Genomic DNA, 15,373 nt, shown 5'->3' with positions numbered 1-15,373 from the left:
GCGAATAATATGACCAACGTTTTTATTAATTGGCAAGATGTACAACCGGAGAAAGTACGTTTCATCGATACTCGTTTCGACTTAAGTAAAGGTGCGGCTGGACGTGAAATGTATGATGCAGGTCATTTAGAAGGTGCAATCTACTGGGATCTTGAGCAAGATTTATCGGATATGGCTAGTAGGAGTGGACGTCATCCGATGATTTCAAAGGAAAGGATGACAGAGCTATGCAGAAAAGCAGGACTTCATTTAGAGGACTTTATTGTCATTTATGATCAAGGAGCTTCTCCTTTTGCGTTAAGGGCTTACTTTTTGTTGGAATGGGCTGGATTTACGAATATGCATGTACTCCGTGAAGGGTATGAATCTGTGAAGGATTTATTCCGAATTACGAAAGAAGAACCCGTGATTGCTGTTTCCCATATGGAACCAAATTGGAAAGATGCTATTTATTTGGATGTGGAAGCTGTCAAGAAAGTAGTAGCAGGGGAATCGGAAGGGCAACTTGTGGATGCTCGCGCAGCTTTTCGTTTTAAAGGAGAAAGTGAGCCGATCGATCCTGTAGCCGGGCATATACCAACTGCAGTTAATTTTGATTGGGAGCAGTTGAAGCGGGATGGTCAGTTTTTAGATAAAGAATTGCTTGCAGAACAATTGCAACATATATCCGATAAAGACAAGCCAGTCATCGCATATTGTGGAAGCGGTGTGACTGCAGCTCCACTATATGCTAGCTTAAAAGAAGCAGGCTATTCCGATGTGAAATTGTATGTAGGAAGTTATAGTGACTGGATTCGCGAGAATGAAGTAGAACAAGATTAATCATTTTAAGTAATAAAGCCCATGCCTATTTCTATAGACGATGGGCTTTATTGCTTTTCTTATTTTTGAAAAAGTAATTTCTTGTTAATATATGCGCCGTTCTCATCTGCGATTATTTCCGCGTATGGAAGTCCAAATGCCGTATAAGCAACTATAACAGAAGATAAAGGTTCCCCATCGACTTCTTCAATCGATTCAATTCCATAGGAAACAATTAATAATTGGTCGATCGTGTTACCAATAGTGCCGGCTGTTTTGTCTAAGGCATACGTTGCAAAATCTCTTATCTTCCCATCTTCCAAGTTCTGTACATTTGTTTGTAATAATTGAGATGGTAGAAAAGCCCAAATTCCGATTATAAGCACGACTAACTTGAAAATACCTTTCCGTACTTTATAAGAAATAATTCGTTTAGTTCGTTTAGCCATTTTAAACATCCCCAATTCGTTATTGCATCGTTCCAAACTCTTTTAATATACTATTCAAGCGAAATTAAAATTAATCCACGTTTTTCTCATTTTATTGACAGAAAATAATAGAAGTAAACAAAATGATTTCTTTTATCGGTCATTTCCGTTATAATAAGTTGTCGTATGTGAACAATTGGGGTATAATAGGCGAATTGTATACGGATGAAATGAGGGCTAATAATGAAAAAATCAATATATGGTCTTACAAGAGATCAGTTAATAGAATGGTTACTGGAACATGGACAAAAGAAATATCGCGCAGAACAAGTGTGGGACTGGCTATATATTAAACGCGTCCAAAACTTTGATGACATGACTAATGTGAGCAAAGAATGTTTAGACATATTAAAAGAAAACTTTGTTATCCAAACTTTAAAAGAGTCAGTGAAACAAGAATCTGCTGACGGTACGATCAAATTTCTATTTGAAATGCAAGATGGCAACTTGATCGAAACGGTGCTTATGCGCTTTAAATACGGCTTATCAGTTTGTGTAACAACACAAGTTGGCTGTAATATTGGCTGCAGTTTCTGTGCGAGTGGATTACTGAAGAAAAATCGTGACCTAGATGCTGGAGAAATTGTCGGTCAAATTATGAAAGTACAACAGCATTTAGACCAAATGCAAAAAGACGAACGTGTAAGTCATATCGTAGTAATGGGTATCGGAGAGCCATTCGATAACTATACAAACTTAATGAGCTTCCTACGTACAGTGAATGATCAAAAAGGCCTTGCAATCGGTGCTCGTCATATTACAGTTTCTACAAGTGGCTTAGCGAAGAAAATTATGGACTTTGCAAATGAAAATATTCAAGTAAATCTTGCTGTATCTTTGCACGCACCAAACGATGAACTTCGTACAAAAATCATGGTGATCAATAAAGCATTTCCAATTGAAAAAGTAATGGATGCAGTAGATTATTATTTAGAAAAAACAAATCGCCGTATCACATTTGAATACATTCTACTAAAAGACGTAAATGACCATGTTGCAGAAGCACAGCAACTAGCGAAGCTACTAGAAAACAAACGCCATTTATCATATGTCAATTTGATCCCATACAATCCAGTAGATGAACATGGACAATACCAACGCAGCTCTGAAAAATCCATTAGTGCATTTTTCCAAACGCTGAAAAACCATGGTATTAACTGTGGTGTTCGTATGGAACAAGGTACAGACATTGACGCTGCATGTGGACAATTGCGCAGTAAACAAATTAAAAAAGAAAAAGTGAAAAACTAAAAAACGCATTCGCCTTATGGGCGATGCGTTTTTTCTGTAGATTCATTTTGTTCAGTTGGACGTTCATCAATTGTATGTTTGTAGGCATAGCCTTTATTAATTGTATAGATACTAAGTGCTAGTATTATGATAAACGTAATTGCCCCGATGATAAAAACGGTTGTCATACCATTCCCTCCGTACTTGCTTATGTATACCACTATCTTAGCATAACTGGGGCATGTAATATATAATTGCTACCTGGGATTTGTTTGCATTGTTTTTTTATTTGACTCGCTAGCTCTGATAATTCATAGATTGTTTGTGTATTTTTGTTTGATACGCCGGCAATTGAAATAGTTAGAAGTGGAAACGATTCTTCAATCCCATGACGATTTTTAGTGATAATATGTCCTTTTAGCAAATCTTGTGCATGATAAAATTGTTCAACGGATGTATCAAATTGCTGAATAATTTCTTCACAAAGCTGCTTACTTTTGGATGTTCCTGCGATTAAGAGAAAATCATCTCCTCCAATATGACCTACAAATCCATCAGTAGGACAACATCTCTCAATAATTTCTGCTAAATGCATAATGACTCTATCGCCTTTTTCAAATCCATATACATCATTATAAGGTTTAAAATTATCAATATCAAAATAGAGTACGGTCATATCTGTATCTGCGTCAATACAACTTTGCAGTTGTTGCTCAATCATGAGATTACCTGGTAACTCGGAAAGTGGATTTAAATGCTTGGCATAATCTATTTCCAGTTGCATACTTTTTTCCAGCAAATCTTTTACCGTCACTACACCAAAATACTGGTCATCTTTAGTCACAGTGATGAAATCATACAGATGGAGCGGATCTCGTTTCATTGCAATTTTTGCCACTACATCTATGGGAGTTTCCGCATCTACTTTCATATAATTGCGGCTCATAATTGTTGCAATTGGCTTTTTATTGTATAAACTGTAGCCGTATGGACCACTAAATTTTAAGTGAAGTTTGTTTCTTGTGATGACTCCGATCAGTTTATTGCCATCTTGTATACAAAAACCGGGAAGTAAATCATTTGCCTCCATTAAATTACTTACTTCGGAAATAAGCATTTGGCTAGAAACTGTATGGAGAGGAGTAGCGATTTGTTCGATAGAAGTATCCGTTAGTCGGTTTCTGCTCACTCGATTTTTTCTGGAAACTTCCGTTTTAATAATGGTCTTTACTTCCTCTCGGACAGGAAATAGTAGGGCATTTGGTTTTTGGATGAAATAACCTTGACCAAAATGTACTCCGATATCGATTAATGTACGGAGTTCCTCTTTTGTTTCGATTCCTTCTGCAATAATATGTATTTGAGAGTAATTAGCAAATTCACTTAAACTTTTGACAAGCAATTGTTTCGTACGATCACGATCAATATCTCGAATAAGTTTCATATCCAATTTCATATAATGTGGCCGCACATCGGTAATAACATTTAAACCTGAATAACCGGCACCTACGTCATCCACTGCAATTTGATAAAATTGGTTTTTGTAATGATCGATTGTATTGATAAAATCTTTTAAGTTGTTGATCGCTTCTCGTTCCGTAATTTCAAAAACAATGCTATCTGCAGCCATTTGAAATTTGGACAAATATTCTTTTGTAAATCCTTGCTTAAATTTAGGGTCGTTCATAATGTTAGGATTTACGTTTAGGAATAGTTTGCCTTCCGCTTGTAACTCATATGCGCATTTCAATGCATTGGCTCTACATAAGTTTTCAAGTTCCCAAAGCTGCCCATTTTTTAAAGCATAGTCAAACAACATTTCTGGATTTTGCAATACTGTATTGGCAGGACCTCTAGTCAATGCTTCGTAGCCATAGATTTGACCACTATGGAGCGAAATAATTGGTTGAAAAACAGTTTGAATTGCTTTCTCTTTTACGATATAGGAAAATAATTCTCCATAATCATGATCTTCAATTGCCATTTTATTTATTCCCCCTAAAATGAACAGTTCATGTTCACTTTATATTATAGTTCGAAAATATCTACCTAGTGTAAATTATATGTAAATTATCGAATACAAAAATATGATGTGGTTATGTGAATAATGTGTCTTAAGAAGTATCCTCTCAGACTTTTGCTATAAGGCTAACGCTTACGCCAGGTGCAACGAAAATCAATGGAAAATACTAACTTATCAAAGTCTAATATTTACAGGAAAATGGGTGAACGCGACAACCACCATTTAGCAAATGTTCATTGCTGAGTTCCGCGGCTTTTACGACGCAATATCTCTAAAAGTCACATGGAAGAAAAATTTTTCGTACTAGTTAATTTACAACTCTTGTTAAATATCTAATAATTCATAAAGTTATTGACTATCAATCAATTGCATAGTAATATAGCTATTAATCCTTACTTTAGCGAGTTGAATCGCTGATGTGGATGGTAGATAATAGGGGGTAATTATAGAAATGAAGAAAAAAATAGCATTTATTTTATTGGCAGCTGTATTATTTTTGGCAGCTTGTGGGGGAGAGAGTGAGAAAAGTCCTGAAGCCAATGCAAAAGAAGGTACAAAAACATTTAAAATAGGCGTAACACAAATTGTTGAGCATCCATCGTTAAATGCAGCATATGACGGATTTAAAAAAGCTCTAGAAGATGCTGGAATTGATGCTGAGTATGAAGAGCAAAACGCTCAGAATGATAATAGTCAAAATACAACGATAGCAAATAACTTAGTAAGCGCAGGAGTAGATCTTATTTTTGCAAACTCCACGCCAAGTGCTCAAGCGGTTGCGAGTGTGACGAAAGATATTCCAATCGTTTTTACTTCTGTAACAGATGCAGTTAGCGCAGAATTAGTACAATCAATGGAACAACCAGGTGGGAATGTAACTGGAACAGTTGATACACAACCTGATGCGATTCCAAGTACAGTTGCCTTTTTAAAAGATGAGCTAGGTGCAAAAAATGTTGGGATGGTATTTAATTCAGGAGAAATAAATTCACGTGCGCAAGTAGATTTAGTAAAAGAACAAATGAGTGCAGTTGGATTAAATGTAGTGGAAGCTTCTGTATCTACTTCTGCGGAAGTAAAGCAAGCTACTGAATCATTACTAGGAAAAGTAGATTCATTGTATATTATTACGGATAATACAGTTGTTTCGGCACTTGAATCTGTTATCTCTGTAGCAAATGACAACAAGCTTCCAATGATGGTAGGGGAATTCGACTCTGTTAAACGTGGTGGATTAGGGGCATATGGTTTTGAATACTATGATATCGGTTATGAAGCAGGGCAAATGGCAGTAAAAATATTAAATGGTGAAAGTACACCAGCAGATTTACCGGTTCAATTTCCACAAAATTTACGCTTCGTTCTTAATAAAGAAACTGTAGACTTGTTAGGAATTGAAGTAAAAGATGAGTGGAAAGCGGAATTTGCTGAATAGATAGGAGTTTGATTCTTTATGTTTGCAGCTATTTTTGGATCAGTTGAACAAGGAATCATCTATGCAATAATGGCACTCGGAGTGTATTTGACATTCCGAGTGTTAGATTTTCCGGATTTAACCGTTGATGGAAGTTTCGTTACGGGTGCTGGGACTGCAGCGATGATGATTGTATTAGGATATCACCCTGTAATTGCGACGATTGTTGCGATAATAGCTGGTTTTATAGCCGGATGTATTACCGGTTTGTTACATACAAAAGGGAAGATCAATCCTTTATTGTCCGGGATATTAATGATGATTGCTTTATATTCGATTAACTTACGGATTATGGGATTCACTGTAGAGAATTCCGTTGGTCGACCTAATATTCCTTTATTAAATTCTGAATCATTATTTACTCAATTTAACAATTGGTGGGGAAGTTTAGGGATTGATGATGCGATTAATAACTTCTTAAGCGGAATGGGAGTGCAGTCGTTACCGCAGACTTGGGGGACGATTGTCGTCGTTCTTATTATAGTTATTCTGATCAAATTGATTTTCGATCGTTTTTTGAAAACAGAAGTAGGGCTAGCTATTCGCGCAACTGGTGATAATAAAAAAATGATCCGTAGTTTTTCTGCAAATACTGATAATCTTGTCATTGTAGGGCTTGGGATTTCCAATGCTCTTGTTGCATTTTCTGGTGCATTAATCGCGCAGTATTCGAAGTTCGCAGATATCGGGATGGGTATTGGGATGATTGTGATCGGTTTAGCGTCCGTTATTATCGGAGAAGCGATATTCGGAACAAAATCCATCGTTCGTACAACACTTGCGGTAATTGCAGGGGCGATTATTTATCGAATCATTCTTGCGATGGCTCTACGAATCGACTTGCTTGATACAGGAGATATGAAGCTAATTACGGCATTAATCGTAATTATCGCATTAGTATTACCAAATTATTTTGACAAGCGTCGAGAGAAAAGTAGAAAAGCGAAACGACGTGCGGAAAGAGTGGCAAGCGCTACAATTGTAACAGAGCAGGAGGGGAAAAACCTTGCTTAAATTACAAGGGCTTAACAAAATTTTTAATGAAGCGACAGCTGATGAGAAAATAGCATTAGATCACATTCATTTAGAGTTAAAAGCTGGAGATTTTGTCACGGTAATTGGAAGTAATGGTGCGGGGAAATCTACTATGTTAAATATGATTTCTGGTGCTCTTACCCCTGATTTCGGGGAAATAATAATTGATGGCAAAGACGTTACAAAATTGCCAGAATTTAAACGTTCCCAGCTAATAGGTCGAGTATTTCAAGATCCGATGGCAGGTACAGCACCCACGATGACCATAGAAGAGAATTTAGCAATTGCTTTTTCTAGAAATAAAAAACGTGGATTGAAAAGTGGGGTAGACAAAAAGCGAAAAGAGTTCTTTCTGCAAGCTTTGGAGACCTTACATTTAAATTTAGAAAATCGTTTAAATGCAAAAGTTGGACTGTTATCGGGTGGGGAAAGGCAAGCACTTTCACTATTAATGGCGACATTCACAAATCCTTCTATTCTATTACTAGATGAACATACAGCAGCGTTAGATCCATCTAGAGCTGAGTTGATAAGCAATTTAACAAAACAGCTTGTAGAAAAGGATCAATTAACGACGTTAATGGTTACACATAATATGCAACAAGCATTAGATCTTGGAAACCGACTGATCATGATGGATAAAGGGCAAATCATCTTAGAAGTTGGAGAAGAAGAGAAGAAAGATCTAACAATCCCGAAACTCATGGATGAGTTCCAACGAATTCGCGGGGAAAAATTAACGAGTGATCGTACATTATTATCCGTGTGAAATAGAGGGTAACTGTTCTGCCAGGTTATGCAATCTAAACAGAATATATGAAGACTACTAAATTGGAGAGCAATTTAGTAGTCTTTTTTTGTTGTTTAAAAGATGTTCTCTAATTTGATTGATTTTATCCTCTTCTGCTGATCAATTCAACGATTGCTTGCAATTGAGCTTGGAGCTGAGCTTCGAATTGAGCTTGTAACTGAGCTTGCGCTTCAAATTGAGCTTGCAATTGAGCTTGTAACTGAGCTTGTGCTTCAAATTGAGCTTGTGCTTGCGTGTCACGGTTCGTAATTTCTGGGTTTACCTCAACTCTAATTCTAGGGTATTCATTTCTTTGATTTTGCCAACGATTACAATAATTTTCTGCCATTAATAGTCACCTCCTATAAAGAGTTTGGTTTCAGTTAATTTAGCAATTATTATTAAGTTAATAGCAGATCAATAATTGCTTGCAATTGAGCTTGAATCTGAGCTTGTAATTGAGCCTGAGCTTCAAACTGAGCTTGTAATTGGGCTTGGAATTGTGCTTGTGCCTCAAATTGAGCTTGCAACTGAGCTTGTACTTGAGTATCGACATTGTTAATAACTGGATTAACGATTACTTCAATATCTCTCTCTCTATCTCCATTGTAATCACGCATGTTTATCCCCCCTTTTATAGTTATTTTTGAACCTCATAACATAGTTAAAGAGGAACATTAGTGACTTTTTTTAAATTAGAAGTCTATATATACTATGAGCTTTTACTTTGCCCGACAAGGCTAATACAGTGATTTATAAACAAATAGTTAATGATAAAATTTAATTTTTGTTAATCTACTACATGAATAACTGACGTTATATTGGAACTACAATTTTAGGAAAATGTTTTAAAGGCATGTTTAATAGAATAAGAAAGAGCTAAATGCTAAAGGTGTAAATGAATTCTGTAAGGGATAAAAAAATATTTTCTTTTTTGTATTGAATTTTAGTTCGAAATAATATAGGATTTATTAAAATCGATATCAAAAGCTGTGAAAAGAAGAGTAAACACACGGATTATCTACAGAGACCTCTGCTCGCTGAAAAAGAGGGATAGGAAATGTGTTGAAACAAGACTTGGAGCTGTACATTGGATTTGTTTAATTGGAACAATGATGATGTAACGTATTCTCACGTTAACGAGATAGAGTATCGTAGGTGATTTATTCACAAAGCCGTACTCGATAAGGTTTCTGCAGCAATGTGGAAGTGAACTGGGGTGGCACCGCGAAATGACTCGCCCCCAAGATATATATCTTGGGGGTGAGTTTTTTTATTTTGTTTTACTAAAAATAAAATAGGAGTGGTGAATATGGGGAGCTGGAAGTATCCTTTCCTGTTATTAGCAGGTATAGGCGTTTCAAATGTGGGGGCATGGGTTTACTTAATCGCATTAAATTTAATTATTTTGAATGAAACAGGATCTCCGCTTGCAATTGCTTTATTGTATATACTAGGTCCCATTGCAACAATATGTACGAATGGTTGGGCAGGTAGTTTAATAGATCGGGTAAACACACGAAGAATGATGGTCGGATTAGATATTTTCCGAGCGCTATGTATTGCGTCTATTCCATTGTTACCTTCCCTTATATATGTCTATATACTAGCCTTTGTCATTAATATAGGAAGTACTATTTTTCAACCTACATCAATGGTTTATATGACTAAACTAATACCTGAGGAAAATCGGCAACGTTTTAATGCACTACGTAGTTTTATTAATTCTTGTGGTTCTCTCATTGGCCCTGCAGTTGCTGGTCTTTTATTTTGGATGGGGACCCCTTATACTGCAATTTATGTGAATGCGGCTGCTCTATTATCTTCGGCATGTATACTTATGATGCTACCTAATGTTGATTCAACATCTAAAGAGACGGAGGAACAAAGATTCACTTGGGATATGATAAAAAGTGATTTTCTGGTTATTTTTAATTTTAGTAAAAACTATGCCTATATTACAAAAGTTTATTTGTTATTTAGCGGTACCTCTATATTCATGACTGCTATTGATTCACTTGAAGCAGCTTATGCAAAAGGAGTGCTTTCCATATCAGATACTAATTATGGGTTTTTACTAAGTGTTTTTGGGACAGGGATTATAATAGGATCGATTATTAATTCAGTGTTTTCAAAACAGCTTGCAGTTAATCTATTAATAGGTTATGGTACTATTTTTACCGCAATCGGTTATATCGTATTTTATAGTTCAAGTGGCTTTATTAGTGCAGTGCCGGGTGTATTTTTAATTGGGTTTTCGGTAACCTTTGCAAATACAGGCTATTTAACTTTCTACCAAAATCATGTCCCTGTGAAGATGATGGGAAGGTTCGGAAGCATCTTCAGTGTTGTGGAAGCAGGTTTTGTTGTTGTATTAACAATTTTGATAGGTTTAGCTGCTGAATTAACTTCGATTCGTCTGGTCGGATTGATAGGATCATTTGGTTTCTTCTTTTTAGGGTTATTGGCGTGGAAAGCTGTAATTGGGGCAAAACGGAAGGAATATTTTAAAAAAGGTTTTAGTTAATGGGCAATAGTGATATCAAGGACGAATAGGTGGGGTAGTGAGTGCGACCAGCCCCATCTATTTACTTCTAAGGCTATTAAAAAAATACATAAAGAGGTGACATACAGTGAAAAAGATTGCATTAATTGGTTCAGGAGGGGCAGGGAAGTCGACTCTCGCACGTCAGTTAGGGCAAAAATTGAACATAGAAGTCTATCATTTAGATGCACTGTTGTGGAAACCAAATTGGACCCCAACTTCAAAAGAAGAGCAAATAAAGGTTCAAAATGAATTAGTAAATAAAGATCAATGGATAATTGACGGGAATTATAACGGTACAATGGATATAAGACTGAATGCAGCAGACACTATCATCCTTGTTGATATTAATAGAGTAATATGTCTCTATAGGGTTTTTAAACGGATGATTCAGTACCGTGGAAAATCGAGACCGGATATGGCAGAGGGTGTCAATGAAAGGCTGGATTTTAATTTTTTGAAGTGGGTTTGGGATTATCCAAAAACAAAGAAACCGATTGTATTTAAGAAACTAGAACAATTGCCTGATGATAAAAAAGTCATTATTTTTAAATCTCCGAGAGAAGTTCGGCATTTTTTAGAAAAAGTTAAAGCAGAATTTTAAGATTGTCTACAGCCAATTAAGGAACCATACAATATGGTGATTTTCAATATTTTAAAAGTCTAATCCCTATAGTTTAGCGAGGAATTAGACTTTTGATTGAAAAATTCTATACTATAAAAATCTTAAAAAAGTCCCTTAGTATCATCTATACTCCTTTTTTAATTGATGATCTTCGTCATAATGACTAGTAGGATGATATGGAATAGAAGGGATTTCCGACAGATTGCATAAAAGTCTTTTATATTCTTCTAAGTATTGCTTTCGGTCTTCTTCAAGATGTGATGGCGTCCATGCAATAAATGGTTCGACAGGTTCCAAGCCGGCAAAGTAAAGCATTCCGTGATTAATATGATAAAGGATTTTCTCATGAATATCACCGTCCATTCCGTACGGAGTATACGCATGTTTAGGAGAGCCCGTTGTAGCGGACAGCATCGCTTTTCTACCTTTGAGTCCACCAGTATCATATCTATTATCTCTTGAATAAATAAAGCCAGATGCAAATACTCGATCAAACCAACCTTTTAAAATAGCAGGGACGGAATACCACCAAATAGGAAATTGAAAAATGATGAAATCTGCCCAAAGAAGTTTTTCTTGCTCTGCTTGAATATCTGGAGAGAAACTCCCTGTCTTCGATGCATGTTTTTGTTCGACTGCATATTTCAAAAATTCTTCATTCTGAAGAGATTGAAAGTCGTCTTGATCAGCAACAGCTTTAAAATTCATCGCATATAAATCAGATACTTTGACTTGATGTCCTAAGGATGTTAATTCGGAGACAGCAAGATCTTTTAAAGCACCATTAAAGGATTTTGGTTCTGGATGCGCGTAAACGATTAATATATTCATGAGTTCATCTCCTATAATTTATCTTTATGATTGAAATTTCGTTTCAGGTTGTTTTTTGGATGTAGCATTTGCTATGAGAACGCCAGCTAAAATGACCAAGGCACCAAAATAGCCTTGTAGCCCCATGTTTTCATGTAGAAAGATGAATGCAAGTATAGCTGAAAAAATGGGTTCTAGTGAAAAAAGAAAACCTGCACTTTCAGGTGTCGTATACTTTTGGGCAATAGGCTGCATGACAAAGCCGTAAGCGGAACAAATGAGTGCCAGTCCAAGTATTGATAGCCAATGAACTGCGCTATTCGGCAAGACAGGTGTTTCGAATATAAAAGTTCCAGTCGCAGCGAAAAGAGTGGCGAATCCCAATTGATAAATCCCAAGCTGTAAGGCATCCACTTCACCAACGAAACGATTTGTTATGATAATATGGACTGCATATAGGAAGGCGGCTACTAAACAAAGAAACGCGCCAGATGCTATATTGAAATCATCCCCAACGAGTAGGGCTGCTAAACCGGTCGTAACAATCAGAACGCCACAGACAATTTTTTTATCGGGTATTTTCCGTGTAATGAAAATTTGTAAAACGGGAACGAGAATAACGGTTGTACTCGTAAGAAACCCTGCCGTAGAAGCAGTCGTGTTTTTGACGCCATACATAAGAGCAATGAAAATACCGCATAGTAGAGCACCTACAATCGCACTATACTTCAATGTTTTTGCATCTACATGTATTAATTTTTGGAAGAATATTGCTAGCATAACGATAAATGCTATACCGAATCGTAATGCGACAATTGTTATAGGTGGAATTTCATCTACAAGGAGTTTCATAAATATATAAGATGCTCCCCAAGCCGCTGAAACCGAAGCTAACATCCAGTTTGCTTGCCGCTGTGTCATCATAAGCAATTCCCCCTTTTCTCTATTTCTTTAAATCTTATCCTTATCGTAACATCGATATTTGCATTAATAAAACGAATATTTATAATGGAACTATTAGATATTCTAATGTGAAGGGGTTTATATAATTGAATATGTATTATGCTTTTATCAAAGCTATTGAAACGGGCAGTTTTACGAAAGCAGCTGAGGCGCTAGGTTATACTCAATCGTCCATTAGCCAAATGGTGCATTCATTGGAAGAAGAACTCTCTACAACGCTTATTTTACGCTCGCGATCTGGTATTACTTTGACACCTGATGGGGAGGAATTTTTCCCATATATTAAGAATATTTATAATTCCCATAGAAAATTGTTAGAAAAGCACAAAGAGATGGTGGGTCTGCATAGCGGTCTTATTCGAATTGGAACTTTTTCTAGTGTGTCATGTCACTGGTTACCAGTTTTAATGAAAGATTTTAAGGAGCAATATCCAGCTGTTCAATTTGAATTACATCAAGGGGAATACACCGATATTTCAAATTGGATCAAGGAGGGGAGCGTAGATTTTGGCTTTGTGAATCCAAACTCTGTGTCCAATTTGACTACCATTCCCTTGGAAGAAGATGACATGCTTGCTGTATTACCGGCTGCTCATCCTCTAGCAGCTGCCGAAAAAGTTACTTTGAAAGATTTAACGGAAGGACCTTACATTCTTTTAGATGAGGGAGAAATAAGTGAACCATTAACTATCTTTAAACAACACAATTTAGAACCTAATATTCAATATCGAGTACATGATGATTATTCAATTATGTCTATGATTGAACAGGGACTTGGCATTTCCATTTTACCCAAGCTTGTTCTCAGTAGATGCCCATACAATATTATCACCAAAGAAATCTCCCCAGTTGTTATCCGGACAATCAGTCTTGCCTATCAGGATAAAAAAGTATTGCCAATAGCAAGCAAATATTTCATTGACTTTATTATTGAAAGATATGGAAAAACACCATGATGTGAGTATAAGATAGAATTCCACTGTGATGAATGGTGGATTATGTATTAATCGTTTTTCGGTGCGTCTAGTTTAATAAAGGAATATTTCTTTTTATATAGAATTGTACCTATAAATACATTTAAGGAGTTTTTTTATGCATAACTCATTTTCAGGATTTTTAGATAATTATTTAGAAATTTGGAGAGAGTAATCTCTAACAGACTTGAAAAATATCCTATCGAAAGATTATGAAGCTAGAGAAATATCACAAGGAGAGATAGTTGATTTTGGCTATGAAGAGTCACTGAAGGGTTGGGAACAAGGTTTTAAATTTGCCAAAGAAAACAATGCAGAGTGGAACATTCATGTAATTTCCATTCTTCCTTTAAGAGAAACTGAAACTATGGCTATTTTATCAACTACTTTGATTGTTCAAGGAAAACGTTTAGAAACAGCCAATTTGTTTTTTCAGACGTTCAAAAAAAATAGCAAGAAAGAATGGAAATTAGTTAGAAGTTATATAGAAGCTGGGATTCCTTATTCAAATGTAGAAAAATATACAGATAAGACATCTGATAGTCTCCAAAGTACTTGAACAAGGTTTATTTTAAAACTCGTGAAGAGGTAAAGGAGGAACTATAAATGACCCTTCTTTCTACTATTGATATTAGGGAAGATATCTTTGAAACAATAACAAGTAAATTCGGGTTTAATATTCTAGACTTTTCTCCAATTGACTTAGGTTATTTGAACTTGAAATGGAAAATAAAAACGGAAAAAGGTCATTTTTTTGTGAAACAGTATAATAAAACCCGCTACCCTGAACAAATGATACAGGGATTAGAAACATCACTAAGTCATCAAAGTAAGTTACATAGTAAAGGTATTCCTTGCCCTGAACTATACGCATATAAAGAAAAATATGTCATACAGTCTTCATCCGGTGAGCATTTTGTGTTAATGGAGTTGTGTGAAGGAAGAAATATCCGGCCGGGAACAGCAAACGAGGAACAAGTGTATAGTCTAGGCAAGATAATTGGGCAGATGCATAAAATGTTAAATTCCAAAAATACAGTTCAATTACCATTGCATTGGGATGTTCGGTCAAAGAAAAGTATGATGAAAAATTGGCATGAAAGATGGAAAGAAGCGTCGAGTATTAATTGTACGAATACACTTTCGAATCTAGAAGTGCAAAGAAAAATTTTAGAAAGTAACGATATAGATATTTTCTCCCAATGTGAAAAGGGCTGGGGGCATTGGGACTTATTTGTAGATAACATTTTATTTGAAACAAATCGAGTCTCAGCCATTCTTGATTTTGATCGGATGAATTTTATTTATCCTGAATTTGACATATCAAGACCTATTTTATCGTGTTGTCTTGAAAATGAACAGATACATATGGAGAAAGTTTCGGCGTTTATGCAAGGCTATCGAGAATATCAAAAATTATCCAACCAAAAATTAGTACGTTCCATTAAATTAACTTGGTGGAAAGAAGCAGGATGGGTTCGACCTGCAAAAGTGCAACATTCATCCACGATAAAGAGATTTAATGAAGAGAACATTTGGGTTGGCGAGAATTGGGAAGATTTAGAAGGAATATTTTCCAATATCCCTTAATAATGACCTAGAGCAAGGTTTTGAA

The 15,373-nt window shown here is 35.9% G+C and carries 17 protein-coding genes and 1 other annotated feature; of the genes, 10 read left to right on the top strand and 7 right to left on the bottom strand.

The window, feature by feature from the left end; genetic code table 11:
• Positions 1 to 9: 9 nt before the first annotated feature.
• Positions 10 to 822: a sulfurtransferase gene (locus tag ACIQ38_RS14810; protein ID WP_402824409.1), complete on the top strand. Its 813-nt coding sequence runs from the start codon at positions 10 to 12 to the stop codon at positions 820 to 822.
• A gap of 59 nt (positions 823 to 881) precedes the next feature.
• Here ACIQ38_RS14810 and ACIQ38_RS14805 read toward each other — a convergent pair whose 3' ends face one another.
• On the bottom strand, positions 882 to 1,250 hold the full coding sequence (locus tag ACIQ38_RS14805; RefSeq protein ID WP_402824406.1) for a hypothetical protein: 369 nt from the start codon (positions 1,248 to 1,250) through the stop codon (positions 882 to 884).
• Between the two features lie 222 nt (positions 1,251 to 1,472).
• Here ACIQ38_RS14805 and rlmN point away from each other — a divergent pair, with 222 nt between their 5' ends.
• Complete coding sequence (gene rlmN, locus ACIQ38_RS14800; protein ID WP_402824403.1) at positions 1,473 to 2,540, top strand: dual-specificity RNA methyltransferase RlmN; 1,068 nt, start codon at positions 1,473 to 1,475, stop codon at positions 2,538 to 2,540.
• 14 nt (positions 2,541 to 2,554) lie between these two features.
• Here rlmN and ytzI read toward each other — a convergent pair whose 3' ends face one another.
• Entirely contained in the window at positions 2,555 to 2,707 is a 153-nt protein-coding gene (gene ytzI, locus ACIQ38_RS14795) for a YtzI protein (RefSeq protein WP_402824400.1), read from the bottom strand.
• A 32-nt stretch (positions 2,708 to 2,739) separates the two neighbouring features.
• Entirely contained in the window at positions 2,740 to 4,503 is a 1,764-nt protein-coding gene (locus ACIQ38_RS14790; RefSeq protein WP_402824398.1) for a GGDEF domain-containing protein, read from the bottom strand.
• Positions 4,504 to 4,993: 490 nt separating this feature from the next.
• Between ACIQ38_RS14790 and ACIQ38_RS14785 the strand changes: the two genes are divergently transcribed.
• Genes ACIQ38_RS14785 through ACIQ38_RS14775 form a run of 3 tightly spaced genes read left to right on the top strand, consistent with a single transcriptional unit; the run spans position 4,994 to position 7,820 of the window.
• A complete protein-coding gene (locus ACIQ38_RS14785) occupies positions 4,994 to 5,977 on the top strand; it encodes an ABC transporter substrate-binding protein (protein WP_402824395.1) in 984 nt (327 codons plus the stop codon).
• Between the two features lie 18 nt (positions 5,978 to 5,995).
• A complete protein-coding gene (locus tag ACIQ38_RS14780) occupies positions 5,996 to 7,030 on the top strand; it encodes an ABC transporter permease (RefSeq protein WP_402824392.1) in 1,035 nt (344 codons plus the stop codon).
• Positions 7,023 to 7,820, top strand: a complete 798-nt coding sequence (locus ACIQ38_RS14775) for an ABC transporter ATP-binding protein (RefSeq protein WP_402824390.1) — start codon at positions 7,023 to 7,025, stop codon at positions 7,818 to 7,820. Before ACIQ38_RS14780 ends, ACIQ38_RS14775 begins: the two co-directional genes overlap by 8 nt.
• 124 nt (positions 7,821 to 7,944) lie before the next feature.
• On the opposite strand, the gene ACIQ38_RS14770 is transcribed toward ACIQ38_RS14775, so the two are convergent.
• Both ACIQ38_RS14770 and ACIQ38_RS14765 read right to left on the bottom strand, forming a co-directional pair.
• Positions 7,945 to 8,190, bottom strand: coding sequence for a hypothetical protein (locus ACIQ38_RS14770; protein ID WP_402824387.1), 246 nt, complete (start codon positions 8,188 to 8,190; stop codon positions 7,945 to 7,947).
• A 52-nt stretch (positions 8,191 to 8,242) separates the two neighbouring features.
• Positions 8,243 to 8,461: a hypothetical protein gene (locus tag ACIQ38_RS14765; protein ID WP_402824384.1), complete on the bottom strand. Its 219-nt coding sequence runs from the start codon at positions 8,459 to 8,461 to the stop codon at positions 8,243 to 8,245.
• A 363-nt stretch (positions 8,462 to 8,824) separates the two neighbouring features.
• Positions 8,825 to 9,089: a binding site (T-box leader), on the top strand.
• Positions 9,090 to 9,153: 64 nt separating this feature from the next.
• On the opposite strand from ACIQ38_RS14765, the gene ACIQ38_RS14760 reads away from it, so the two are divergent.
• Positions 9,154 to 10,368 carry an MFS transporter gene (locus ACIQ38_RS14760; RefSeq protein ID WP_402824381.1) on the top strand — a complete coding sequence of 405 codons (1,215 nt, stop codon included), beginning with the start codon at positions 9,154 to 9,156 and terminating at the stop codon, positions 10,366 to 10,368.
• Positions 10,369 to 10,474: 106 nt separating this feature from the next.
• Entirely contained in the window at positions 10,475 to 10,990 is a 516-nt protein-coding gene (locus tag ACIQ38_RS14755) for a DNA topology modulation protein (protein ID WP_402824378.1), read from the top strand.
• 141 nt (positions 10,991 to 11,131) lie between these two features.
• Here ACIQ38_RS14755 and ACIQ38_RS14750 read toward each other — a convergent pair whose 3' ends face one another.
• Together ACIQ38_RS14750 and ACIQ38_RS14745 are read right to left on the bottom strand one after the other, a co-directional pair.
• Complete coding sequence (locus ACIQ38_RS14750; protein WP_402824375.1) at positions 11,132 to 11,842, bottom strand: NAD(P)H-dependent oxidoreductase; 711 nt, start codon at positions 11,840 to 11,842, stop codon at positions 11,132 to 11,134.
• Between the two features lie 24 nt (positions 11,843 to 11,866).
• The gene (locus ACIQ38_RS14745) at positions 11,867 to 12,745 is read right to left on the bottom strand and encodes a DMT family transporter (RefSeq protein WP_402824372.1); all 879 of its coding nucleotides are present in this window, start codon (positions 12,743 to 12,745) and stop codon (positions 11,867 to 11,869) included.
• 131 nt (positions 12,746 to 12,876) lie between these two features.
• Here ACIQ38_RS14745 and ACIQ38_RS14740 point away from each other — a divergent pair, with 131 nt between their 5' ends.
• The 3 genes from ACIQ38_RS14740 (at position 12,877) to ACIQ38_RS14730 (ending at position 15,348) form a co-directional block, all read left to right on the top strand.
• Positions 12,877 to 13,740, top strand: coding sequence for a LysR family transcriptional regulator (locus ACIQ38_RS14740; protein WP_402824468.1), 864 nt, complete (start codon positions 12,877 to 12,879; stop codon positions 13,738 to 13,740).
• Between the two features lie 205 nt (positions 13,741 to 13,945).
• Positions 13,946 to 14,317 carry a flavoprotein gene (locus ACIQ38_RS14735; RefSeq protein ID WP_402824369.1) on the top strand — a complete coding sequence of 124 codons (372 nt, stop codon included), beginning with the start codon at positions 13,946 to 13,948 and terminating at the stop codon, positions 14,315 to 14,317.
• Positions 14,318 to 14,364: 47 nt separating this feature from the next.
• The gene (locus ACIQ38_RS14730) at positions 14,365 to 15,348 is read left to right on the top strand and encodes a phosphotransferase (RefSeq protein ID WP_402824366.1); all 984 of its coding nucleotides are present in this window, start codon (positions 14,365 to 14,367) and stop codon (positions 15,346 to 15,348) included.
• Positions 15,349 to 15,373 lie beyond the last annotated feature (25 nt).

It is taken from the genome of Psychrobacillus sp. NPDC096389, from assembly GCF_044762855.1.
GTDB lineage: Bacteria > Bacillota > Bacilli > Bacillales_A > Planococcaceae > Psychrobacillus.
This window is presented reverse-complemented; position numbering and strand designations above follow the sequence as displayed.

Bases quoted from the DNA above. Each gene is read 5' to 3' on its own strand.
- ACIQ38_RS14745 (WP_402824372.1), bottom strand. From the start codon at position 12,745: ATGATGACACAGCGGCAAGCAAACTGGATGTTAGCTTCGGTTTCAGCG.
- ACIQ38_RS14805 (WP_402824406.1), bottom strand. From the start codon at position 1,250: ATGGCTAAACGAACTAAACGAATTATTTCTTATAAAGTACGGAAAGGT.
- rlmN (WP_402824403.1), top strand. From the start codon at position 1,473: ATGAAAAAATCAATATATGGTCTTACAAGAGATCAGTTAATAGAATGG.
- ACIQ38_RS14740 (WP_402824468.1), top strand. From the start codon at position 12,877: ATGTATTATGCTTTTATCAAAGCTATTGAAACGGGCAGTTTTACGAAA.
- ytzI (WP_402824400.1), bottom strand. From the start codon at position 2,707: ATGACAACCGTTTTTATCATCGGGGCAATTACGTTTATCATAATACTA.
- ACIQ38_RS14760 (WP_402824381.1), top strand. From the start codon at position 9,154: ATGGGGAGCTGGAAGTATCCTTTCCTGTTATTAGCAGGTATAGGCGTT.
- ACIQ38_RS14790 (WP_402824398.1), bottom strand. From the start codon at position 4,503: ATGGCAATTGAAGATCATGATTATGGAGAATTATTTTCCTATATCGTA.
- ACIQ38_RS14780 (WP_402824392.1), top strand. From the start codon at position 5,996: ATGTTTGCAGCTATTTTTGGATCAGTTGAACAAGGAATCATCTATGCA.
- ACIQ38_RS14770 (WP_402824387.1), bottom strand. From the start codon at position 8,190: ATGGCAGAAAATTATTGTAATCGTTGGCAAAATCAAAGAAATGAATAC.
- ACIQ38_RS14785 (WP_402824395.1), top strand. From the start codon at position 4,994: ATGAAGAAAAAAATAGCATTTATTTTATTGGCAGCTGTATTATTTTTG.
- ACIQ38_RS14810 (WP_402824409.1), top strand. From the start codon at position 10: ATGACCAACGTTTTTATTAATTGGCAAGATGTACAACCGGAGAAAGTA.
- ACIQ38_RS14765 (WP_402824384.1), bottom strand. From the start codon at position 8,461: ATGCGTGATTACAATGGAGATAGAGAGAGAGATATTGAAGTAATCGTT.
- ACIQ38_RS14730 (WP_402824366.1), top strand. From the start codon at position 14,365: ATGACCCTTCTTTCTACTATTGATATTAGGGAAGATATCTTTGAAACA.
- ACIQ38_RS14750 (WP_402824375.1), bottom strand. From the start codon at position 11,842: ATGAATATATTAATCGTTTACGCGCATCCAGAACCAAAATCCTTTAAT.